Annotated in this window: 19 protein-coding genes; 12 read left to right on the plus strand and 7 right to left on the minus strand. The window is 46.9% G+C overall.

From position 1 onward, the window contains the following. Window positions 1-452 precede the first annotated feature (452 nt). The gene (gene glnA / locus N5E87_RS01630) at window positions 453-1,862 is read right to left on the minus strand and encodes a glutamate--ammonia ligase (RefSeq protein ID WP_011715534.1); all 1,410 of its coding nucleotides are present in this window, start codon (window positions 1,860-1,862) and stop codon (window positions 453-455) included. Between the two features lie 986 nt (window positions 1,863-2,848). Between glnA and typA the strand changes: the two genes are divergently transcribed. Beyond that, on the plus strand, window positions 2,849-4,660 hold the full coding sequence (gene typA, locus N5E87_RS01635; RefSeq protein ID WP_011715535.1) for a translational GTPase TypA: 1,812 nt from the start codon (window positions 2,849-2,851) through the stop codon (window positions 4,658-4,660). Between the two features lie 96 nt (window positions 4,661-4,756). Here the strand turns inward: typA and N5E87_RS01640 are convergent, their stop codons facing one another. Beyond that, window positions 4,757-5,764 (minus strand): AraC family transcriptional regulator, encoded by a 1,008-nt coding sequence (locus N5E87_RS01640; protein WP_086903234.1) that lies wholly within the window; start codon window positions 5,762-5,764, stop codon window positions 4,757-4,759. A gap of 138 nt (window positions 5,765-5,902) precedes the next feature. Here N5E87_RS01640 and N5E87_RS01645 point away from each other — a divergent pair, with 138 nt between their 5' ends. The 4 genes from N5E87_RS01645 to katG all read left to right on the plus strand — a co-directional run bounded on the left by N5E87_RS01645 (window position 5,903) and on the right by katG (window position 10,826). Then, window positions 5,903-6,664: an SDR family oxidoreductase gene (locus N5E87_RS01645; protein WP_086903233.1), complete on the plus strand. Its 762-nt coding sequence runs from the start codon at window positions 5,903-5,905 to the stop codon at window positions 6,662-6,664. Window positions 6,665-6,711: 47 nt separating this feature from the next. Continuing rightward, complete coding sequence (locus N5E87_RS01650) at window positions 6,712-7,218, plus strand: 2,4'-dihydroxyacetophenone dioxygenase family protein (protein WP_086903232.1); 507 nt, start codon at window positions 6,712-6,714, stop codon at window positions 7,216-7,218. A 9-nt stretch (window positions 7,219-7,227) separates the two neighbouring features. After that, a complete protein-coding gene (locus N5E87_RS01655; protein ID WP_086903231.1) occupies window positions 7,228-8,289 on the plus strand; it encodes a zinc-binding dehydrogenase in 1,062 nt (353 codons plus the stop codon). 350 nt (window positions 8,290-8,639) lie between these two features. After that, window positions 8,640-10,826 (plus strand): catalase/peroxidase HPI, encoded by a 2,187-nt coding sequence (gene katG, locus N5E87_RS01660; RefSeq protein WP_086903230.1) that lies wholly within the window; start codon window positions 8,640-8,642, stop codon window positions 10,824-10,826. A gap of 86 nt (window positions 10,827-10,912) precedes the next feature. On the opposite strand, the gene N5E87_RS01665 is transcribed toward katG, so the two are convergent. Beyond that, window positions 10,913-12,127 (minus strand): 4Fe-4S binding protein, encoded by a 1,215-nt coding sequence (locus N5E87_RS01665; RefSeq protein ID WP_086903229.1) that lies wholly within the window; start codon window positions 12,125-12,127, stop codon window positions 10,913-10,915. 477 nt (window positions 12,128-12,604) lie between these two features. On the opposite strand from N5E87_RS01665, the gene N5E87_RS01670 reads away from it, so the two are divergent. Beyond that, window positions 12,605-14,182, plus strand: coding sequence for a sulfotransferase (locus N5E87_RS01670; RefSeq protein WP_086903228.1), 1,578 nt, complete (start codon window positions 12,605-12,607; stop codon window positions 14,180-14,182). Window positions 14,183-14,533: 351 nt separating this feature from the next. Here N5E87_RS01670 and N5E87_RS01675 read toward each other — a convergent pair whose 3' ends face one another. From N5E87_RS01675 to N5E87_RS01690, 4 genes are all read right to left on the minus strand, one after another. After that, window positions 14,534-15,601, minus strand: coding sequence for an aspartyl/asparaginyl beta-hydroxylase domain-containing protein (locus tag N5E87_RS01675; RefSeq protein WP_086903227.1), 1,068 nt, complete (start codon window positions 15,599-15,601; stop codon window positions 14,534-14,536). Window positions 15,602-15,626: 25 nt separating this feature from the next. After that, window positions 15,627-16,628, minus strand: coding sequence for a sulfotransferase (locus N5E87_RS01680; RefSeq protein ID WP_086903226.1), 1,002 nt, complete (start codon window positions 16,626-16,628; stop codon window positions 15,627-15,629). A gap of 459 nt (window positions 16,629-17,087) precedes the next feature. After that, window positions 17,088-17,741: a DUF2959 domain-containing protein gene (locus N5E87_RS01685; protein WP_086903225.1), complete on the minus strand. Its 654-nt coding sequence runs from the start codon at window positions 17,739-17,741 to the stop codon at window positions 17,088-17,090. 29 nt (window positions 17,742-17,770) lie between these two features. Continuing rightward, window positions 17,771-17,992, minus strand: a complete 222-nt coding sequence (locus N5E87_RS01690) for a hypothetical protein (RefSeq protein ID WP_011627464.1) — start codon at window positions 17,990-17,992, stop codon at window positions 17,771-17,773. A gap of 81 nt (window positions 17,993-18,073) precedes the next feature. Here N5E87_RS01690 and N5E87_RS01695 point away from each other — a divergent pair, with 81 nt between their 5' ends. The 6 genes from N5E87_RS01695 (at window position 18,074) to azoR (ending at window position 22,365) form a co-directional block, all read left to right on the plus strand. Beyond that, on the plus strand, window positions 18,074-19,087 hold the full coding sequence (locus N5E87_RS01695; RefSeq protein WP_086903224.1) for a virulence factor BrkB family protein: 1,014 nt from the start codon (window positions 18,074-18,076) through the stop codon (window positions 19,085-19,087). A gap of 62 nt (window positions 19,088-19,149) precedes the next feature. Beyond that, window positions 19,150-20,106, plus strand: a complete 957-nt coding sequence (locus N5E87_RS01700; protein WP_086903223.1) for an alpha/beta fold hydrolase — start codon at window positions 19,150-19,152, stop codon at window positions 20,104-20,106. After that, complete coding sequence (locus N5E87_RS01705; protein WP_086903222.1) at window positions 20,103-20,705, plus strand: hypothetical protein; 603 nt, start codon at window positions 20,103-20,105, stop codon at window positions 20,703-20,705. Before N5E87_RS01700 ends, N5E87_RS01705 begins: the two co-directional genes overlap by 4 nt. Before the next feature lie 15 nt (window positions 20,706-20,720). After that, window positions 20,721-21,158, plus strand: coding sequence for a D-aminoacyl-tRNA deacylase (gene dtd, locus N5E87_RS01710; RefSeq protein ID WP_011621125.1), 438 nt, complete (start codon window positions 20,721-20,723; stop codon window positions 21,156-21,158). Between the two features lie 39 nt (window positions 21,159-21,197). Beyond that, window positions 21,198-21,635: a thioesterase domain-containing protein gene (locus N5E87_RS01715; RefSeq protein ID WP_086903221.1), complete on the plus strand. Its 438-nt coding sequence runs from the start codon at window positions 21,198-21,200 to the stop codon at window positions 21,633-21,635. Between the two features lie 133 nt (window positions 21,636-21,768). Further along, on the plus strand, window positions 21,769-22,365 hold the full coding sequence (azoR, locus tag N5E87_RS01720) for an FMN-dependent NADH-azoreductase (protein WP_011715548.1): 597 nt from the start codon (window positions 21,769-21,771) through the stop codon (window positions 22,363-22,365). Window positions 22,366-22,409: the final 44 nt, after the last annotated feature.

Raw genomic sequence — 22,409 nt, forward strand, 5'->3', positions numbered from 1 at the left:
GATTCCGCTGCGAGGAGTCGGCTTATCGGCCCGATAGACTTAGGCATAGTATTCTCCATCAAAAACAATAGGTACATGAGAAGCCAAAAGGACTGCACTGTGGTGCCTTTCCTCGCGACCCAGAAAGCGTTTTTAATGGGTTGTATTCAATGCGCTAACTGAATATGAATAGGGAGTATTCCGTTTTTGGCTCCAAAAAAGACGCATTATTATAGTTGTAATCGAGAATAGTTCTTAATTGGATTTACAAAGCCTTTACTTTTTTATGCACCCCAAATCACGAGGCGACAACAAATGGACAGATAACAACGAGAGGTCGGAGTGTATGCGTGTAGAGGTGTTGAATAGGCAGGGGAATAATTGGGAATCACTGTGCGATAGAGACAAAACAGCCCCGACAGAAGACCGTCGGGGCTGGTAGATGTTGTGCAGCTAATTGATGCCGTTAGCCATTACAGGCTGTAGTACATCTCGAACTCTAATGGGTGAGTTGTACGGCTTACACGCTCAGCTTCTGCAGATTTCAGTGCAATGTAAGATTGGATGAAATCTTCGCTGAATACACCGCCGCGAGTTAAGAACTCGTGGTCAGCTTGCAGGTTTTCAAGCGCATTTTCTAATGAAGTCGCTACTTGTGGGATTTCAGCCGCTTCTTCAGCTGGCAGATCGTACAAGTCTTTATCCATAGCTTCGCCTGGATGGATCTTGTTTTGGATACCATCGATACCCGCCATCAGCAGCGCTGCGAAACCTAAGTATGGGTTTGCATGTGGATCTGGGAAGCGAGTTTCGATACGACGGCCTTTAGGGCTTGGTACCACTGGAATACGGATTGAAGCGCTGCGGTTACGTGCTGAGTAAGCTAACATCACTGGTGCTTCGAAGTGTGGTACTAAACGCTTGTAAGAGTTAGTGCTTGGGTTAGTGAAAGCGTTCAGCGCGCGAGCGTGCTTGATGATACCACCGATGTAGTACAGTGCAGTTTCACTTAAACCAGCGTATTTGTCGCCTGCGAACAGGTTCACACCGTCTTTAGACAGAGATTGGTGAACGTGCATACCGCTACCGTTGTCGCCAACGATTGGCTTAGGCATGAAAGTCGCAGTCTTACCATAGGCGTGAGCCATGTTGTGTACTACGTACTTCAGAATTTGGATTTCGTCCGCTTTCTTAGTCAGAGTGTTGAAGCGAGTTGCGATTTCGTTTTGACCCGCAGTCGCCACTTCGTGGTGGTGAGCTTCAACGACTTGCCCCATTTCTTCGAGCACTAAACACATAGCGCTACGTAAGTCTTGTGATGAGTCAACAGGAGCAACTGGGAAGTAACCGCCTTTCACGAATGGACGGTGACCAGTGTTACCACCTTCGTAGCTAGTGCCAGAGTTCCATGCCGCTTCTTTAGCGTCGATTTTCACGAAACAACCAGACATGTCAGTACCGAAACGTACGTCGTCGAACAGGAAGAATTCTGGTTCTGGTCCAACTAATACAGTGTCAGCGATACCGGTAGAGCGTAAGTATTCTTCCGCTTTTTTCGCGATAGAACGTGGGTCGCGGTCATAACCAGTCATAGTGCCTGGCTCGAGAATGTCACAGCGGATCAGGGCAGTGGTTTCTTCGGTGAATGGGTCTAATACAAACGTGGTTGGGTCTGGCATCAGCACCATGTCTGATTCGTTAATGCCTTTCCAGCCAGCGATTGACGAACCGTCAAACATTTTGCCGTCTTCGAAGAAATCAGCGTCTACCTGATGAGCAGGGATAGATACGTGCTGCTCTTTACCTTTGGTGTCGGTAAAACGTAAATCAACAAACTTAACTTCTAATTCTTCAAGTTGCTTTAAAACTGATTCAACTGACATTCTCAAGTCTCCGGTAGGGTAAAGGGATGTCCCTTCTATAATCTTTTAACTCAAGTCGCGCTTGAGCCAAACTTACAAGCTATATAGCGATATCTATGCCAACAATTTAAGGTGTTGATAATCAAAGGCTATATATTTTAGTGCACAACAATTCACTTCGTGTTGCACTATGTTGGTGCGTTTGCATGTGGCATTTTGGTGCATTAATCCATTTTGGTGCGCACCGTCACAACACCATTTTAGTGCAAGCAACTTGAGCGCAATCTCGCAACGCCCATTTATCCCAAACTCGTCGGCCTATTAAGCTCAGAGGCAAGCCAGATTGGTATCTCAATTCTGGCTTTTGACAAGATTCGAAACCAAACAAAGCACAACGAATTTAGCACATTAGTGAGGCGAGATAACCGTGCAAGCTCACTATTTCAATCGCCCGCAATAATGTCACAAAACTGTGGCAACCTAAGCTGTTTTTCGCGGGGCGGTTATAGCTGGTTATATTGAGTAATGCTTAATTATCAAGTAATTAATTTCGTTGTTCGCAATGTGGGATAGAGTTTATTGAAACAGAGGCCAAAGGCATCCGCAGAAACCGCTAACTGGTGCCTGCTGCGCTTATTTTTATGGCTCACTCTGGCGCATCACGGCTTGATGGCGTGGATTGACTATACTTATGGCGGCTTTGGGCCGAGCGATAAAAGTAGGACTGAGTGAAAAACAGTGAATTCAGCTGCTTAGCTTAGTTGATGACAAGATAAACTGGTGAATCGCCTGCGCATTAACGGTGCATTTAGGCTATTTGACTCGGGCAAGAGAGTACCTTTTGAGCACTGTGCTCAAAAAATTGTTTTATAAGTGTTCAAAAATAATCCTGTGCGGCGAGGCCGCTCTGGAGTAGAATGTCACGCTTTTTTATGGCGACTCAACGTAGATTGCTATAACGAATATTGAAATATCCCTATTTTTGTTTGATGGTAAGAGGTTTATCCGTGCTAGAGAATTTACGTAACATCGCCATTATTGCGCACGTTGACCATGGCAAAACGACCCTGGTTGACAAGCTGCTGTCGCAATCAGGAACCCTTGCAACCCGGGGAGAAGCTACTGAGCGGGTGATGGACTCCAACGATCTTGAAAAGGAACGTGGGATCACGATTCTGGCAAAGAATACTGCCATCAAGTGGAACGACTACCGCATTAACATCGTAGACACCCCAGGCCACGCCGACTTCGGTGGTGAGGTTGAGCGCGTACTGTCTATGGTGGACTCAGTATTACTGCTGGTTGACGCCGTTGACGGTCCAATGCCACAGACTCGCTTCGTAACCAAGAAAGCGTTCGCACAAGGCTTAAAGCCAATCGTTGTTATCAACAAGATTGACCGTCCTGGTGCGCGCCCTGATTGGGTTATCGACCAAGTATTCGACCTGTTCGACAACTTAGGTGCGACTGACGAGCAATTAGATTTCCCTGTTGTTTACGCTTCTGCGTTAAACGGCTTCGCAACGTTAGATCCGGATGAAGTTGGCACTGATATGACGCCACTGTTCCAAACTATCGTTGAAAAAGTATCTTCACCTGCAGCTGACGCTGAAGGTCCATTCCAGATGCAAATTTCTCAGCTCGATTACAACTCATACGTGGGTGTTATCGGTGTTGGCCGCATCAAGCGTGGTAGCATCAAGACTAACCAACAAGTGACCGTGATCGGCGCTGATGGTAAGACTCGTAACGGTAAAATGGGCCAAGTATTAGGTTACATGGGCTTAGAGCGTACCGAAGTTGACGTAGCAAACGCTGGCGACATCGTGGCTATTACCGGTTTAGGCGAGCTGAAAATTTCTGACACTGTGTGTGCCGCTGGTAATGTTGAAGCGCTGCCACCACTGTCAGTTGACGAACCAACACTGACCATGACTTTCCAAGTCAACACTTCACCTTTCGCAGGTAAAGAAGGTAAGTACGTGACTTCACGTAACATTCTTGAGCGTCTGCAACAGGAATTAGTGCACAACGTGGCACTGCGTGTTGAAGAAACTGACAGCCCAGACCGTTTCGCGGTATCTGGCCGTGGTGAATTACACTTATCTATCCTGATCGAAAACATGCGTCGTGAAGGTTACGAATTAGCGGTTTCTCGCCCAGAAGTTATCTTAAAAACCATCGATGGCGAACTGTGTGAGCCATACGAGACCCTGACCGTTGACGTTGAAGAAGAACATCAAGGTACAGTCATCGAGAAGCTGGGTGTACGTAAAGCTGAGATGAAAGACATGCAGCTTGACGGTAAAGGCCGCGTGCGCGTTGACTTTATCATCCCAAGCCGTGGCTTAATCGGTTTCCAAACTGAGTTCTTAACTGCAACTTCTGGTACTGGTCTGATTTACCACTCATTCGATCACTACGGTCCGCACAAAGGTGGCGATATCGGTCAACGCGCTAACGGCGTATTGATCTCTAACGCGACTGGTAAGGCGCTGACATTCGCACTGTTCGGTCTGCAGGATCGCGGTCGTCTGTTTATCGGCCACGCTGCCGAAGTTTACGAAGGTCAAGTAGTGGGTATCCACTCACGTTCTAACGACCTGACAGTTAACTGTCTGAAAGGTAAGCAGCTGACTAACATGCGTGCTTCTGGTACTGACGAAGCTCAAGTACTGACTACGCCAATCACCTTAACTCTTGAGCAAGCGCTTGAGTTTATCGATGATGACGAATTAGTTGAAGTAACACCTAAGAGCATCCGTGTTCGTAAAAAACACTTAACTGAAAACGACCGTAAGCGCGCTAGCCGCGGCTAATGGTGGTTGTGTGGTCGCGATAAAGTGACTGCCCAGTGAATGAATAAGGCCCCGCTAAGGCAACTTAGCGGGGCTTTTTTTATCAGCCTTCAATCTTCAATTCTCAATTTGTCCCTTACGATACTGCTGCTGCCATTGTTTTGGGGAAAATCCTGTCCAAGTTTTAAAGTGGCGACTAAATACGGCGACTTCGGCATACCCAAGTTGCAGTGCGAGTTCGGTGATGGTTTGCGTGCCATAACTGAGTTGCTGCTGGGCGATGTTTTGCCGAACATCCTGTAGCAATTGTCGATAGCTTTGCCCCGTTTCTTTCAGCCTCGTTTGTAGGGTGCGTTCGTGTAAACCCAGCGCCGTCGATACCCGTTCGATACAACACTCTCCCGTGGGGAGCAACCGATGGATTAAGTCCCGTGCTTGGTCGGCAAGGTTGTCGGGGTAGCGGCTCTGTAAATATTGCAGGTGCGACTGGAGGTGGCGGTTAAGTGCCTCTTCATCGTGATAGTTACGCCCCAAGAGTTGTGAGGTTTTGAGCACCACGCCATCAAAGGCTTCGCGAAAACGCACTGGCTGGATAAAGCGCTGTGGCTCAGAACCGCTAGGTTTGTTCTGGCACAAATACAAAGGAATGTTGCTGATATTCATATTGAGCAGGCTCGAGACAAACATCGCCAGCTGCGCCACACTCATTTGCATCAGTTGTTCTATGCCGCTAGGGCTGTGAACATTGATCAACAGCGCCAGTCGCACAATGTCAGTCTGTGGCTGTAGCTGCAATGACACCCCAGAGGCGTGTAAATACAGATAGTCATTCACTCGGGCAAGGGCATCGGCCACTGTGGCCGTGTGCGACACCAACATCGGCAGATCTCCAAGTACATGCAAGGTTTGCCGCTGCGCCAACATTAAGCCAAACAAGGGCTGCTGGCAGCGCTGGGCGGCAATTTCCAATAATTCGGCTAAGCGTGGATAGGCGATATAGGTATTGGGATCGCGAAACTGCGCCTGTCGCAGCCCCGCTTGCTGGATCATTTCAATGGGGTTTTGCCCCAATTCTAGGACTAATTGCTCAAATTGAGCGACGGCACCACTTCGGACTAGGTACATGGGACGCTTAGTTCACTTTGTTATAAGACTCGTAAAATATCAAATTTGGCTCGTAAAAAGTCAAGATGCTGAGTAATTAAGCGTCTAAATTAACATCGTCTTAATAATTAAATGAATAAATACAAACAGAGGACAGCTATGCGTTTATTACATAAAACCGCCGTGGTGACGGGGGCTGCCGGGGGCATAGGGCAGGCTATTATTCGTAAACTGCTTGCCGAAGGGGCTAGGGTTGTCGCCGCCGATTTGTCCGTCGATGCGCTCAAGGTGTTTAACGATGTCCCCAGCGACAAGCTCGTCACTTTTAGTGTCGATGTGACTGATTACAGCCAAGTTGAGGCCATGGTCAAGCAGGCGGCCAAGCAGTTTGGCCAGCTCGATATTCTGATCAATAACGCCGGCATCGGTTTGGCTAAACCGCTGTTACAGCATGATCCTATTAATGATTTTGAACCTGTCACCAATGTGAACCAAAAGGGCGTGTACCACGGCATCCTCGCCGGTGGCCGTCAATTCCAAGCCCAAGGCTCTCGGGGCGTGATTTTAAATACCTCGTCAGTTTACGCGCAGCTCGCCTCAGAAATGACCTTTACCTACAACGTCAGTAAAGCGGCCGTCGACATGATGACCAAATGCGCCGCGCTAGAGTATGCGCCGCTTGGCGTGCGGGTCTGCGCCGTGGCGCCGGGCCGAGTCGATACGCCTATGCTGCGCCAATACGAAGCGCTCGGATTGTGGGAACACATTCGCAAAGAACAAATGCGCCAAGAATTTACCCAACCGAATGAGATTGCCGATGTGGTGGCATTTCTCGTCAGTGACGAGGCCAACTGCATCAATGGCTGCACAGTGAACGCCTCCGACGGCTTTGAAAACTTTAAATATCCACTGCTGGGGTAGTGGTAGCTCGACCCAACAACACAATAACAACAATGAGGAATGCAAACATGGCTCTACCAGAAGTGATTAATCATCAAGACTTTTTATTAACCCTCAACACCAATGAAGAACAGATCATCAAAGATGCTTTACCGGGCGTTGATGTGTACCCGTTATTTTTAGACCCTGAAAACGGGGTTTGGGTGATCCGCGCTAAGTTTAAGCCGGGTATTACCTTACCTAAGCATTTCCACACGGGTGTGGTGCATTTCTATACCTTAGCGGGTCGCTGGAACTACCTTGAATACCCAGACCAACCGCAAACCGCGGGTAGCTACTTGTATGAGCCAGGCGGTTCTATCCACACTTTCCATTGCCCAGCGGATTCTGAAGGCGCCGATGGGGTGATGGTGATTACCGGGGCGAACGTTAACTTCGATGCCGATGGTAACTTCATGTTTATTATGGATGCAGGCTGGATTGAGCAGGCGCTCTTGGCGGCAGCAAAAGCGCAGGGAATTAAGCCGCGTTATATCAAGCCCGGTGCCTTAGCCCGCATGAGCGATGCAGAATAGGAGCCCGCTATGAGCATGATGAATGCCATTGTGATGCAGGATGGCGACGTCAGCCTGCAACGGGTCGAGCAACCTAAGCCGCAGGCGGGCCAAGTGTTAGTGCGTAGCCTCGCCTGTGGGATCTGTGGCTCGGACATTCATATCACTCGTCACTACAGTGAAGTGTTTGATTTTTATCGTAAGCTTGGGGTCATGCCCGAAGGTGTTGACAATCATGCCGCTGTGATGCTCGGCCATGAGTTTTGTGCCGAAATTGTCGAGTTTGGTCCACAGACTCATCAAGCCTTAGCGCTTGGCACTCGGGTGACGTCTGTTCCCATTCTGATGAGCCAAAATGGTGCGGGAGTGGGAGTCACTCCTGGGGTGAATGGGGCCTATTCTGAATATTTTATTCTCGATGAAGCCCTATTGATGCCTGTGCCTGAACATTTGCCGCCGGAGGCCGTGGCGCTGACTGAACCCTTAGCCGTGGGATTGCATGCGGTGAATCGGGGCGATATGCAGGCCGAGGATGTGGCGCTGGTTGTGGGCTGCGGCCCTATTGGTCTGGCGGCGATCTCCGCACTGCATTTACAAGGCGTGACAAAGATAGTGGCGGCGGATTTACAGGGCGATAAATTGCAATTAGCCCGTGAATTTGGGGCGACTCATACGGTGAACCCCAGTGAGCAGGACGAAGTCGCCTTCGCCGCCGAGATTGCTGCGGGTAAGCGTTTGGTCATATTCGAATGTGTCGGTATCCACAGGCTTATCGAAGGTTTTGTGCAGCGCGCGCCCGCCAAGGCGACGATAGTGGTGACGGGTATCCACACTGCCAATGCCAATATCAATTACGCCTATGCCACGGTCAAAGAATTGGATATGCGCTTCTCCTACTATTATCAGCCGGCGGAATTTGCCGCCTGTTTAGCGGAATTAGCCCAAGGCACTATTCCTTGGCGTAAGCTGCTCACGGGTAAAGTGGGGATGGATGGGGTATCGGGGGCATTCAAGCAATTAATGCAACCGAATCCACACATTAAAGTTGTGATAGAGCCTTGGCGAAATGGCGATCTAGAGACGCTCAGCTAATCGCTCGACACTTAATCAAATAAAGCCGCACATTAATGTGCGGTTTTTTTGTTCATTGTTAGCGTTTTTGATATCCTCAATTGGCTAATTTTTAATCCTGCATAGGCTCACAAAATAGCGACTTTTAGCCGATTTCGATTGTGTTTTAGCGAATGTAGCCTAGGGTTAATTGTTAGGCCAATCCCTAGAGATGGCATTGTCTTTGTTACCAAATTTGTCTTTTCTGCTGTCACAAGATTGCCAATAAGCCTTGGCAAACTGTGAAGGCTCTCGTTTCGACCGTAGTGTGTCTAGCAAGAGTTTTAGGGCGCGCTACTCCCGTTAGTGCAAGCTAAGTAAAGGAATATTCAATGGACAAGACTCAAAGCTCCCAAGGTAAATGCCCCGTGATGCATGGGGCAAATTCAGCGGTCGCCAGCAACAATATGGATTGGTGGCCTAAGGCACTTAACCTCGATATTTTGCACCAGCACGATAAGAAGACGGATCCTATGGATCCTAAGTTTAACTATCGCGAAGCCTTCAACAGCTTAGATCTCGCCGCGGTGAAGCGCGACCTCAATGCCTTAATGACCGATAGCCAAGATTGGTGGCCCGCCGACTGGGGACACTATGGTGGCCTGATGATCCGTATGGCATGGCACTCGGCCGGGACCTATAGAGTTGCCGATGGCCGTGGCGGCGCGGGAACGGGCAATCAACGCTTTGCTCCACTCAATAGCTGGCCCGATAACGCCAACTTAGACAAGGCGCGCCGTTTACTCTGGCCGATTAAGAAAAAATACGGCAATAAACTCTCATGGGCGGATTTGATGATCCTCGCGGGCAATGTGGCCTATGAGTCTATGGGCTTAAAAACCTATGGTTTTGCCGGTGGCCGTGAGGATATTTGGCACCCAGAGAAGGACATTTATTGGGGCTCTGAAAAACAATGGTTAGCGCCGACGGAAAATCCCAACAGCCGTTATTCGGGCGAGCGTGACCTTGAAAACCCCTTGGCCGCCGTGATGATGGGACTGATCTATGTGAATCCAGAAGGGGTCGATGGCAAACCCGATCCCCTACGTACCGCCCAAGATGTGCGTGTCACCTTTGCGCGAATGGCGATGAATGATGAAGAAACAGTGGCCTTAACCGCGGGTGGCCACACTGTGGGTAAGTGTCACGGTAATGGCAAGGCACAGGATCTTGGCCCAGAGCCTGAGGGTGAAGATCTTGAGGCTCAAGGTTTGGGCTGGCTCAACAAAAAAGGCCCAGGCATTGGCGCAAATGCCGTGACCAGTGGCCTCGAAGGCGCTTGGACGACTCATCCCACGCAATGGGATAACGGTTATTTTCACCTACTGTTAAATTACGATTGGGAATTGAAAAAGAGCCCTGCGGGTGCCTCGCAGTGGGAACCGATTAATATCAAAGAGGAAGATAAAGTCGTCTCTGTGGGCGATCCGAATCGCAAGTTTAATCCCATCATGACGGATGCGGATATGGCGATGAAGATGGACCCTGAGTATCGCAAAATCTCTGAGAAGTTTTATCAAGACCCTGCCTATTTCTCCGAGGTATTTGCCCGAGCTTGGTTTAAGTTAACCCATCGCGATCTGGGTCCGAAGAGCCGCTACTTGGGGCCAGAAGTACCGAATGAGGATTTGCTTTGGCAAGACCCGATCCCAAGCGTGGATTATCGCTTAGATGCCAGTGAGATTGTCGACCTGAAGACGAAATTATTAGCCTCGGGACTCAGCGTATCCGAGTTAGTGGCAACGGCATGGGACAGTGCCCGCACCTTCCGTGGCTCGGATTTCCGTGGTGGCGCCAATGGCGCGCGGATCCGCTTAGCACCGCAAAAGGATTGGCAGGCGAACGAGCCCGAGCGGCTGCAGAAGGTGCTTAAAGTATTGACTGAGTTGCAGGCAGGCCTGAGTAAAAAAGTCAGCATCGCCGACTTAATCGTGCTGGGCGGCGCCGCTGCGATTGAAAAGGCCGCCCACGAGGCGGGAGTGAAAGTGACTGTGCCCTTTATCCCCGGCCGTGGCGATGCGACGCAGGAAATGACCGATGTGGAATCCTTTGCCGTGCTTGAGCCCTTGCACGATGCGTATCGTAACTGGCAGAAAAAGGATTATGTGGTTCAGCCCGAGGAGATGATGCTCGATCGTACTCAACTGATGGGGTTAACTGCCCATGAGATGACAGTACTGGTTGGCGGAATGCGGGTGTTAGGCACTAACTATGGCGGTACAGGTCATGGTGTGTTTACCGACAAAGTAGGTGTGTTAACCAATGATTTCTTTGTGAATCTGACCGACATGGCCTACAACTGGAAGCCTGCTGGCAGCAATCTTTATCAGATAGTCGAGCGCAAAACTGGCGCGGTGAAGTGGACCGCTACCCGCGTCGATCTGGTGTTTGGTTCTAACTCGATTTTGCGTGCCTATGCCGAGGTCTATGCGCAGGATGATGCCAAAGAGAAGTTTGTGCATGACTTTGTGGCCGCTTGGACTAAGGTGATGAATGCCGATAGGTTCGATTTGGCTTAGTCACTAGCGCTTAAGCTTAGCGCGAACATAAAAGGTGCAGCTTGGGCTGCACCTTTTTTATGTCTACTTAGCAATAAATCAGAGAGTTAATGGCCCACTCGGTCAATCACTTGGATAAGCTCCATGCGGATACTGTCCGGTGTTTGGCTGTGCCAGAATCCGGCTAAATAGGCGCCGAGTGGCAGGGCAAAGAGCGCCAATAATAACAAGACTAACAAGCCCTTATGGCTAACGCTGTGGCCAGATTTTAGGCTAAAACCGAGTGCCGCCGATTTAGGACAGGCGGCGACGCAGCGCATACAGGCTTGGCACTCGTCGCTGCGAACCGTGGTTTTGGTGTGCACTATGATGTTGGCTGGGCAGGCGCGGGTACATTTGTCGCATTTCATGCCTTTAGCTTCGATCAGGCAATGTTGAGTATTGCGGCGGATCTTGAGCGGGCTGGCAAAACTTAAGATCCCAAGCATGGCGCCATAGGGACACAAGTAGCGGCAAAATCCTTGGCGACGCCACGCCGCTAAGGCGAGGATAAGCGCAAAGCAGGCTAAGGTGATGAGGCCTGGCGTGACAAAAAACAGCGCCATCTTAAGGTCGGCAATCTTGTGGTAGTTGCCCTGTAGATAATAGGGAATCGATTCGCTAGGCATACCGATAACGATGTAAAACAGCCCCAGCAGCAATAAGTATTTCAGCATCCGCAGTGGCCAGTCCAACCATGCGGGCGGCGCCAGTTCGGCCTTGATAAAGCCCTTGCGTAAGGCGTAGAGATATTCGCCTGCAAGCCCTAATGGGCAGGCCCAGCCACAAAAGGCGCGTTTGCAGAGTAGGCCCGTGAGTAGCACGGCGGCGAGCATGACGGCTGCGGCGGGATGGGTTTGGTCCCACAGGTTGAGCGTCACTATGGCTTTTAGCTCAATGCCGCCCGCGATAGGTAAGAAGGCATCGACGACATCGGGGCGCATCAACCAAGGCACTATGCCTTGTTTAAGCTGGATAGCATTGATGCAGTATTGGATGGCGACGATAAACAGTGAGAGCGCGAGCAGATGTTGGCAGCCTTCCCGCAGGGTGTTGATTTTTATCTCGCCCTTTAATTCCTCAGGGGCAAACTTGTTAGCAATCAGGCACAGCGGCAAGGCAATGGCTAGGGCGAGCGCCAAAGGCCAATAGAGGCTAATCGCGACGGCGCCAACACTCAGGAGTAAGGTGGCCACTGCTCCCCATTTTTTACCGCTCCAATAGCTTAGGGATGCGATATACATCAGGGCCAACATCAGGGTAAGAGATTCAATAAAAGTCATGTTAATACTGCAAATAGAATACACGTATTCAGTCTGAGTCGAACTGACGGGATAAGTTTTTGAGCTAAAAGTGAATTTGTGCGGTAGATCCAATAATTATACGATTGAGAAACCAAAGCGCGCCTTAGCTCACAAAGCCAAATATCTTAGCCTTGCACAAAAGAAACAGAGAATGCAGGGAGGGTGAAACTAGTCGCTTTATCATAGACCTGTTAAATGGAACTCGCTTTTTGGCTATCGATATATTTTTGAGTGTTATTTATACAGCAACAACCTCTTGTCTGTAAAACTAATAAACTAGAGGTGATATCCCAGTCTATGGTGAGTCCCCCCTTATTGAGCTTTCCGTGAAATCTGCGGCATAAATTTTAAGTCCGTGAAAGCTTTAGGCTAAAGGTAAACTTGTTTATACTGTCAGCATTAACATTGAAATCTCTTAATGGTAAACATTTTTTAACAAGACAAGGGGGGGGTCACTTGAGCCAAGAAGAACAATATTTAAAAGATGCCAAGGCTTGTTTCGCTGCACGACAATTTTCATCTGCGAGCAGGTATGCGCGAAAAGTGATTCGCCTTCAACCTCAAAATCTAGATGCATTATTAATTTTGGCGCAACTTGCGCTTGAAGCGAATGATTTCAAGGATGCTGAAATTAAATTCGACACTATTTTAATACTGGATCCCAGTTCGGTGAGTGCACTTAGAAGTAAATTACATTTGTTAGAAGTTCGGCAACGCTATTTTGAACAAATTGATATTATCAATTGCCTTATCAAAATCACTCCAGACGATCTCGAGCTACACTTTAAACTCGGTATAGCGGCACTACAAACTGGAAACATGGTCTTGGCAACCGAAGAATTAAACTATTGTGTTAAAAATAATTATGATAATGGCGCTGTAAAATTGAATTTAGGCCATATTTACAAAGCGACAGGTAATACACAACTTGCTGCATTTTATTACCATGAATTTATTGCAGAAAAACCAGAAAAGAAAGCTGCCGGATTTTGGGGGTTAGCAGATTTAAAAAATTATACGTTTTCAGAAATGGATAAAATAGAAGTCATTACTGCCATAAATACTCCATCGCAGTCAGATGCAAGCCTTGCATTATTATTATATACACTGAATCGGATCTATGAACAGTCAGGTGATAATAAGCTAGCATTTGATGCTATGGTTAGGGCTAACAATCTCTTGGTGCCACTAAAACCATTTAAAAAAGCCTTATTTGTTAACACTGTACAATCTCTACTCCATACAAACTTGACTCCACGTATGGCAGTTGATGGGGGCTCTATCCCCATTTTCATTGTTGGTATGCCCCGTTCAGGGACAACATTAGTCGAACAGATTCTTGCGAGCCATAGTTTAATTGGTGCAACCGATGAGCTACCTTATATAGAGAGAATAGCATTAACCCTTGAACAAGCAGGTGGCTACGCTAAACAACTGGAAAATTTTAATCAACAGCAAATAAATCAGTATCAACAGCAATATTTACAAGAATCTGCTCAGTATTTTACAGAGGTTCCTTATTATTTCATTGATAAAAATCCCAATAATTTCCTTCATATCGGTTTGATCAAAACACTTTTCCCTCAGGCAAAAATTATAAATGTCATTCGGCATACGACGGATAATGCCCTCAGTGTATTTAAACAATACTTCAGTGTTGGGCACAATTATTCCTACTCATTAGATAATATCAAAGTGTATTGGGAAAATTATCTCGAGCTGATGAAGCATTGGGATCGTCTATTTCCGCAAGAAATATATCATCTCTGCTTCGAAAGACTAGTTACTCAGCCTGACGATCAAATTCCTAAGTTGCTTGCATACTGTGGTGTAGAATTTGAAGTTGATTGTCTAAATTTTTATCAGTCTACGCGACCTGTTTTGACACCTAGTGCAAGTCAAGTTAGACAGCCCATGAACACTAAGGCTATAGGGCAATGCGAAAAATATCAGCCATTTATGGCACAAGACTATCTCGATTTTGAGGAGATCAATGCTAAAGTTAAAAAATGTTTGTTAAGTGCAAAAATTTAACCCAAAACGGTCCAGATAGCTATTATTTAGAATAGAGTTATGGATTGTCTCGGAGAGCTTGTTCATCTTCTTGGGGTGGATTAGCTCTACTTGTTGTTTATGGTGTGATTTGAAAATTCGTGCCGACACTGTAATATTTAATCACCAGCGAAATTTTACCTATTTGCAAACGTATAAAGTGTTAAATGGCTCCTCAAATCATTAAATTAATATAATTCAATCGATTATTTTTTTTGGGTGGTATGGTGATATTCACGAAGCATTGAACTAAAAGTATTTCAATTTTTTGAAAAATGCTGCCCTCTTAGAGAGGCAGCATTACTAAGTAGTCAGTATTTTATTGATGTAAGATTAACTTATCTTTCCATGGCAATTTTTATATTTTTCACCAGAGCCACAATGGCATGTACTATTTCGAGTTAATCCTATTTTTTTCGATTCATTTTTATTTATGGACTTAATAACGTTAGTGGTTGGCAGTGCTAATTCTACATTCATTGATGGACCTATTATCAGCTGTGCTAAAATTTTTACAGCGGAAGTACCATTTTTGATAAAAATATTTTTATCAAACTGGCTTGCTTGTTTCAGCACTTCATTTCGTAATCGATGAAATAAAGGCCAGCCAGTTTTATCTTCACCATATAAAAACCATAACTCACGCCAATCAGATACAAAATTCTTTAATAGTTTAGCAAATTGTGCTTTTGTTGATTCAGAACTTTGGCTGTAAGACTGTACCTCGGTTATTAAATCATTCACTAATAATTCAACTTCACCAGGTGACATTATTATTTGGTAATTATTTTTTTCTGTACGAAGTTCAATCCGTTTTTTAGGCTGATAATTAAGGAATTTACGAGATGTCGAACCATCTTCGTGGATATTTTCGATCATATCCCAAAAATGGCTTGAACCAGCAAAATCAATCACTAAATGGACACGGGATTGGTTACTGTTATTTTCAACTTTGTGGAATTCCCATGAGTCAAAAATCCAGCAATCACCAGCAGCCATATGTATACGTTTGTTAGCACACTGGAAAATAACAGTGTCGGTGGTAGTTATGGGAATATGTACTCTGACACGTTTATACCAGTGATAATTGATATCTGAATGTAATGGGACTTCGCATCCAGCATCAAGTTTCATCAATCGAGTTCGGCCAACCACCTCGCCAAATGAAGCGATTACTTGTTGCAGATATTCACATCTGAGTAATGCCGAAGTTGGCAGCATAATACCCTTAAAGTCATTATTAAATTCACCATTGACAGATATTAAAGGTAAAGCTGAGTTTCCTTTAAAATTTTCATGATGTGGCACCCATTCAGAATCAGCAAATTGTGCGATCTCTTGCTGCATTTTTTCTAAATCAAATTGTAATGGGAGTTGATAAAATTCACGCTTAAGTTTCATTATTGTTAACTCTTCATCTGACGGGCTAAATTAATGCGCCATGGCAATACTTATAACGTTTTCCTGACTTGCATGGGCAAAGTGAGTTTCGACTCATGCCTTTATACAAATCTTTCTGAGTAACACTATCTTGATTTGTTTTTAGGATAACCCTTACTTTAGACAACGGTTCAATGGATTGTTCGATTAATAACTTATTTATAAGGTCTAGTGTCGATTCAATTTTAGGAAAAACCTGTTGTATTGCTGCCGCATTACTCTGCCATTTATTGGGAGCTGGAGGAGAAACTGTATATCGAGAATAGGGTAAATGAGTATCACAAATCTGCTGGAATAAGTTATCAAAAGGGATATCGCAAAATTGACAAAGAGCTGCGAGTTGCTTGCTAGGTGTTGCCACTAAATCACGGTAAGTGAGTATATGCCAACGAGACTTAGGTAGTTTTAATAAGCTGCTCATGATCGCATCGTTTGCCTGCTGCCATTGAAAAGCAGCGATTTCCTGCAGTGTGTTACCTCTTTGTCGTGCCCAATTATCTGGAAGTAATAAAGACCAATCCCCAAATCCTGGCAATTGCGGATACGTGACAAATCGATTGGACCGCCATGCTTCCATAATGCTGCTGATATTTTCCTTAGGATCTCTGACTAAATAAATAAATAATGCATCAGGAAATACACTGTTGAGAAAGTCGACACGTAAACTATTTTTAGGAGTTTTTTCTAAAAATCGTATAGGTGAATGATGGGGCAAAGAAACCTGAGTACCATCGGCTTTACGCAATTTTGAAGCAAATCCCTTTCTCAATAGATGAATGATATCAGGTGTGGCATCCTCTTTAGTAAGCGCATTCGAACGGAATCCTCGTATTGCTACATTTAGTTCAGGGATAGTTTCAATGACGGCATGGCTTTCACCACCGATTGTACATAAAGAGGTGTTTTGTGACAGGACCTCAAAGAGCAAGGTGCTGCCAGAGCGTGGAGCCGACAAGATAATTATGGGGCGCTCAAAACAAGTATCCAATCGTGTTACCCTGCATTAACAAATTAATTTAAACACAGCATACAGGAAGACGGTTTTGACTTCAAAATACACCACCCGGTAGCATTTTTGCGCCCAAGATGTATCGCTTTTTAATCTTATATCTGCATTAGTATTGTTATTTCTAATCTGTTATGTTCGATTTTTTGGTGTTTATTAGCCTGTACAAGCTATTAGATTTGAATTCTAACTGTTCCCGTTTAAAGACGAGCAATCTCATACATTATTGTTTTTAGTCTGTTATGACGAGAAATATAGCTAAATTCTTATGCTCTGATTTATAAGGTGTATTTTTTAACTGTTTGATAATAAAAACAAATTTACTATAGGTGATAAGTTGAGATGTATCATTTCAAACAGTTATAGCAAATTGACCCGCTTAATATTTCCGCAAAGCACAAACTTAAACTCAACATCGAGTTTACCTATTTACAGGCTTTGTTAACCCTTTGAGCTCTCTAGGGCCTCGATAAACTTGGTCGACTCGTTGATCGACTTGTTCATCTCTTTGATAAGCCCAGAGATATCCGTCTGTAGGCTCGCAAATTCCCCTTTAATCGCGCCAATCGCTTGAGCATTCAAGTTATGCTTTAAATACAGCATGTTGTCTTTCATGGCGGTGAGAATGGGCGGCATTTTAGATTCGGCGCGACGCATGGTTTTCATCAGTTGCTCGTAGGAACGGCGGGTTTCCTTGAGCTTGGTTTCACTGTTGCGGCGCAGGCTGGCTTTGCTGATCTCGCCGATTTCGGCTTGCCATTCATCGAATAGCGCCTCGGCGACATCTTCGACTTTATTGATGCGATTACTCACGTCATCGGCGGCAGTTTGGGCTGACTCGTATTCATCTTTGGCCTTGTTATAGGCCTTTTCGAGGTTGCCACCATCGTGGTTGAGCAGGGCTTGCATCTCCTCGAGTGCTGAACTGAACTCTTTTTGGGCATCCTCTTGGGATTCTTTTGCGGCCTTCACTCTGTCGACCATGATGTCGCGCTTGTGGTAGCCCACTTTTTCCATGGCGCCGTAATAGGCACTCTGGCAGCCCGTCAGCAATAGCGTTGCCGCCATCAGGCTTGAGGTGATCAATCTTTTCATTGGGTATTCCGTCACTGAGTCAAATGAAGTTAGTCGGCCTTAAAACGCGCCGCATCGATAATGCTCCAGAGGTGAAAGATAGCACCTATTACAGCAGGGACCACTAACCACCAGAGGGCATAGCCAACCACAGTGACCACGAAAAACAGCAATGCAGCCAAAATTCGTCCCTGAACTAGTTGACCTAGGCCGGGAAAGAACAGACTAGCGATAGCGGCGATAACATTGCCCGCAGATCCTTGTTGTGACATCAATTCACTCCTTAGACTTGTAAATTAAGTGTTTATTGTACGAAGATAACGAGTCAATACCAACAGAATCAAGAGAAACCCGTGACTAAGAAGATAGAACTGGCACAAATTCAAGTCTTATTCCTCGGGATCTGGCGCTTCCTGCTGCATTTACGCCAGCGTTTAGTGGAAGATCAAATCAATATCCGCGCCGGCCACTTAGCCTATGTCACCCTGTTATCCCTTGTGCCTATGGTGGCCGTGACTATGTCGATGCTGTCGGCTTTCCCTGTGTTTAAGGGGATCCGTGGCCAAATCGAAGCCTTCGTTTATGAGAATTTTCTGCCCGCGGCGGGCGATACGGTACAAGTCTATATTAATGAATTTGTTGGCAATGCCTCTAAGGGCACGGCAGTGGGGATCGCGGCTCTGGTCGTGGTGGCGATTATGCTGATCTCCGCCATCGATAAATCGCTGAATAATATTTGGCGTACTAAGGAAAAGCGTTCAGTGGTGGTGGCCTTTTCCATGTATTGGATGGTGATTACCTTAGGCCCAGTGCTGGTGGGCGCGAGCCTAGTGGCGACTTCCTACGTGGTGTCATTAAAACTGTTTGAGGGCGACGCCTTATCTGGGGTGATGCCGCTATTTATCGAGCGCTTGCCTATGCTGTTTTCGGTGGCAGCGTTTTTACTGCTCTATATGGTGGTGCCGAATCAAAAGGTGAAGTTTTGGCATGCGCTATTAGGCGCGGTAGTGGCGGCCTTACTGTTCGAGTTGGGGAAAAAAGGCTTTGCCCTGTATGTGACTAAATTCCCTAGTTATGAGGCCATTTACGGCGCTCTGGCGACCATTCCTATTCTGTTCGTTTGGGTGTATTTATCTTGGATGATAGTGCTGCTGGGCGCCGAAATTACCGCGGCCATGCCCGAGTATTTGGACTATGAGTCCAGCAGTGATATCAACGAAACTAACCTCGATGGTCAGCCTTTAGCGGCGCAGGATACACCCGCCGCGCAGCCAGAAACCACATCCGCCCAATCAAGCCAAGTGCTTGAGACGACAGGCGAACTCGCTGCAACCGCGCCGCAATCGTCTACACTGGATAAGCCGTAGCTAAGTTGTAGCCATAGCTAAGTTGTCATCCACCAAGACATTCAGCGAGCCTTATCCCACCTATGATCACTGATGCCCATCAGCTTGCCCCTTTTATCCGCCGTGATTGGTTGATGATGGGCAATGGGCAGCAGTTGCATCTTGCTCAATATGGTAATCCGCGGGGGATTCCGCTGCTGTATTTGCATGGTGGCCCAGGAGCTGGGGCTTCGGTCAGTGAACTGAGTTTATTTAATCCCGAGCACTATTGGATTTTACTGTTAGATCAACGTGGTGCGGGGCAATCACTGCCAGCTGGCGAGTTGGAACATAACCATTTAAATGGGCTTATCTGCGATATTGAGGCGATTCGCATTCACTTAGGCATAGAGCGTTGGTGCTTAGCGGGTGGATCATTTGGCGCCACCTTAGCCTTAATTTACAGTGGCTTATTTCCCCATCGAGTGATTGCCCAAGTGCTGTGGGCAATGTTTATTCCCTCCAAGGCGGGTATTGAATGGCTCTATGACCCATCGGGCGCGGCGCAGTTATATCCGCAGGCTTACTGTGAATTTGCTGCACCTTCTATTAGATTGGCGGATTTATTTACGTACTACCAGCTAGGATTGAACGCCCAAGATGAAGCAACTCGCCATGAATTTGCTCGCCGTTGGATCCAATGGGAATTAACCTTAGCGGGCGTACCAACTGGCTTACCTAAGCGGCTTGCAACGCCGCTATTGGCCTTAGCTCAAATTGAGCTTCACTATGCAAAAAACGATTACTTCAATATGTTCAGCGTATTACAACGGGTGACATCTCAAGTCACAGCGCGTACCCTGCTATTACAAGGCACGCAGGATGCTGTCTGTCCGGCACGCTTATTAGCCGCATTTTTGGTAAAAATCGACAACCCTAGGATACAAATTCATACCATTGTCGATGGTGGGCATTCGCTGAATAGTGACATACTCTCACTTGCCGTCACACTCGAGATCCAAGCCATGTGGACTTGGATAAAGCGACAGGAGCTAGCATGAAATTAGCCGTTATCATTGCCGCCATTTTGGGATTAACAGCCTGCGCGGCCACCTCATCCTCTACCCCAGAACCTCAATCCTCATCTTCTTCGGTCGAATCTATCGAGGCGCGCGCTCCCGTGGCGCCCAAAGTGGTGCAATTAGCCGGAATGACCAACGAGGCCGCCGCCGATACCTTGTATCAGGCCTTAATCGATGCCAACTATTTAGCCACCAAAGTTGGGGCGGATAAGGTTGCGGTGCAATTTGGTAATAATGATTTTATGCTCGAACCCAGTATGAATGCTGCGGGGATTGACCGTATTCTGATGAACCGTTTTTATGCGGTGCATCCGCAGTTGCAGGCCAATCCTGAACTGCCCGCTGTGATTGGCGAGCTGAATGCCAAGCTCAATTTTGCTAAATTCGTGCTACGTGAGCAGGGCGCGGTGATCCAAATTCAGGGCACTGTGACCTTTGCCGATAAGGTCGAAATCGAGGAACTTCGTCGCTTTATGCTGTGGACCGATGGCGGTTTAGCTGAAATTGCCCAGTCATTACCCGAAGGTGTGGAGCAGTATCTGCGTCCTATCCCCTTGATGTCCCTCGTTAAGTCTTAATTTAAAGGAAAAGTTGTGATCGCTTTAATTCAAAGAGTGAGCCGCGCCAGCGTGGTGGTGGACAATCAAACCATAGGTGCAATCGATAAGGGTTTGTTAGTTTTACTTGGGGTTGAGCGGGAAGATAACCGCGAGAAGATGGAGAAATTAGCCACTAAGGTGATGAGTTATCGAGTGTTTTCCGATGAAAATGGCAAGATGAATCTCAACTTAACTCAGGCGGGTGGCTCGCTTTTAGTGGTGTCGCAATTTACCTTGGCCGCCGACACTGGCCGTGGCCTGCGCCCGAGCTTTTCGGGGGCGGGTACACCCGAGCAAGCGCTTGGCCTGTATGAAGAATTTGTCGCCTTTTGCCGTGCGCAGGGGGTAACGACTGAAACGGGACAATTTGGCGCCGACATGAAGGTCGAGCTGGTCAACGATGGTCCAGTAACCTTCAATTTGCAGGTATAACCCACAGGAAAATGTGCCAACGGCAGTAAGGACATGCACATGGACGAATTATTGAACCAATTGCGCCAGACCTGGCACAGCACCATTCCCGTTAGCGAGTATATGCAGATAGCGCCAGTTTCCTTCGCCGAAGGCGAACTGCGCGTGAGTGCGCCACTGGCGCCGAATATCAATCTGCATAACACTATGTTTGCGGGCAGTATTTATACCCTTATGACGCTCACAGGTTGGGGCATGGTGTGGCTGCAACAGCAGCTTCAGCAGGTGGATGGCGACATAGTGTTAGCCGATGCCCATATCCGCTACATAGCGCCCGTGACCTGTGCGCCCGAGGTCAAAGTGCGCTGGCCTGAAACAGATTTAAGCCCGCTGCACCGGGGGCGTAAAGCCAAAGTAAAACTGGAAGTACAACTCTTTTGTGACGAAAAACTCTGCGCTCAATTTGATGGCTTATATGTCAGTGTGCCTAAAATGTAAAACCTTTCTAAAAAATCGAAGCTAATCTCAAATTTTATCCGCTTTTTTTCTTTTTTATGGGCTAATAAACTAGCGTCATAGAGTCGAGAGCAAGCTGAAAGACTCTCAAGTATTTCAATTTTCGGAGCAGATTATGTCTAAAGTCCTAGTGTTAAAATCCAGTATTCTTGGCGGTTATTCACAATCTGCCTTGTTAGTTGACCACCTGATCGGTAAATGGGAAGACCAAGGCGCGACCATCACAGTTCGCGATTTAGCGGGTAAAGATGTGTTGCCAATGGTTGATGGCGAAATTGCCTCTGGCCTACGTGGCGGCGCCGAGTTAACTGCACGTCAGCAAGAGATGCTCGACCTGTCTAACGCCTTAGTTGAAGAGTTAAAAGCGAACGACACTATCGTGATCACCGCGCCTATGTACAACTTCAACATTCCAACCCAGCTGAAAAACTGGATTGATTTTGTGGCCCGTGCCGGTGTGACTTTCACTTATACCGAAAACGGTCCTAAAGGCTTAGTAGAAGGTAAACGCGCTGTGTTGATCACCACCCGTGGTGGCGCTCATAAAGATGGTCCAACGGATCACATTGTGCCTTTCTTAAAAACCTTCCTCGGCTTTATCGGTATCACCGACGTGGAAGTGGTTTATGGCGAAGCGCTGAACATGGGCCCAGAAGCCAACCAAAAAGGTATCAGCGAAGCGAAACAAAGCCTCGATGCGTTAACCGTTTAATCGCAAAGATAATAAAAAATGCCAGCGTAAATGCTGGCATTTTT

It is taken from the genome of Shewanella sp. GD03713 (assembly GCF_029843705.1).
Lineage (GTDB): Bacteria > Pseudomonadota > Gammaproteobacteria > Enterobacterales > Shewanellaceae > Shewanella.

Excerpts from the sequence above, each read along its gene's own strand:
- glnA (WP_011715534.1), bottom strand. The coding sequence starts at position 1,862 with ATGTCAGTTGAATCAGTTTTAAAGCAACTTGAAGAATTAGAAGTTAAG.
- N5E87_RS01640 (WP_086903234.1), bottom strand. The coding sequence starts at position 5,764 with ATGTACCTAGTCCGAAGTGGTGCCGTCGCTCAATTTGAGCAATTAGTC.
- N5E87_RS01645 (WP_086903233.1), top strand. The coding sequence starts at position 5,903 with ATGCGTTTATTACATAAAACCGCCGTGGTGACGGGGGCTGCCGGGGGC.
- N5E87_RS01650 (WP_086903232.1), top strand. The coding sequence starts at position 6,712 with ATGGCTCTACCAGAAGTGATTAATCATCAAGACTTTTTATTAACCCTC.
- N5E87_RS01655 (WP_086903231.1), top strand. The coding sequence starts at position 7,228 with ATGAGCATGATGAATGCCATTGTGATGCAGGATGGCGACGTCAGCCTG.
- katG (WP_086903230.1), top strand. The coding sequence starts at position 8,640 with ATGGACAAGACTCAAAGCTCCCAAGGTAAATGCCCCGTGATGCATGGG.
- N5E87_RS01665 (WP_086903229.1), bottom strand. The coding sequence starts at position 12,127 with ATGACTTTTATTGAATCTCTTACCCTGATGTTGGCCCTGATGTATATC.
- N5E87_RS01675 (WP_086903227.1), bottom strand. The coding sequence starts at position 15,601 with ATGAAACTTAAGCGTGAATTTTATCAACTCCCATTACAATTTGATTTA.
- N5E87_RS01685 (WP_086903225.1), bottom strand. The coding sequence starts at position 17,741 with ATGAAAAGATTGATCACCTCAAGCCTGATGGCGGCAACGCTATTGCTG.
- N5E87_RS01690 (WP_011627464.1), bottom strand. The coding sequence starts at position 17,992 with ATGTCACAACAAGGATCTGCGGGCAATGTTATCGCCGCTATCGCTAGT.
- N5E87_RS01700 (WP_086903223.1), top strand. The coding sequence starts at position 19,150 with ATGATCACTGATGCCCATCAGCTTGCCCCTTTTATCCGCCGTGATTGG.
- N5E87_RS01705 (WP_086903222.1), top strand. The coding sequence starts at position 20,103 with ATGAAATTAGCCGTTATCATTGCCGCCATTTTGGGATTAACAGCCTGC.
- N5E87_RS01715 (WP_086903221.1), top strand. The coding sequence starts at position 21,198 with ATGGACGAATTATTGAACCAATTGCGCCAGACCTGGCACAGCACCATT.
- azoR (WP_011715548.1), top strand. The coding sequence starts at position 21,769 with ATGTCTAAAGTCCTAGTGTTAAAATCCAGTATTCTTGGCGGTTATTCA.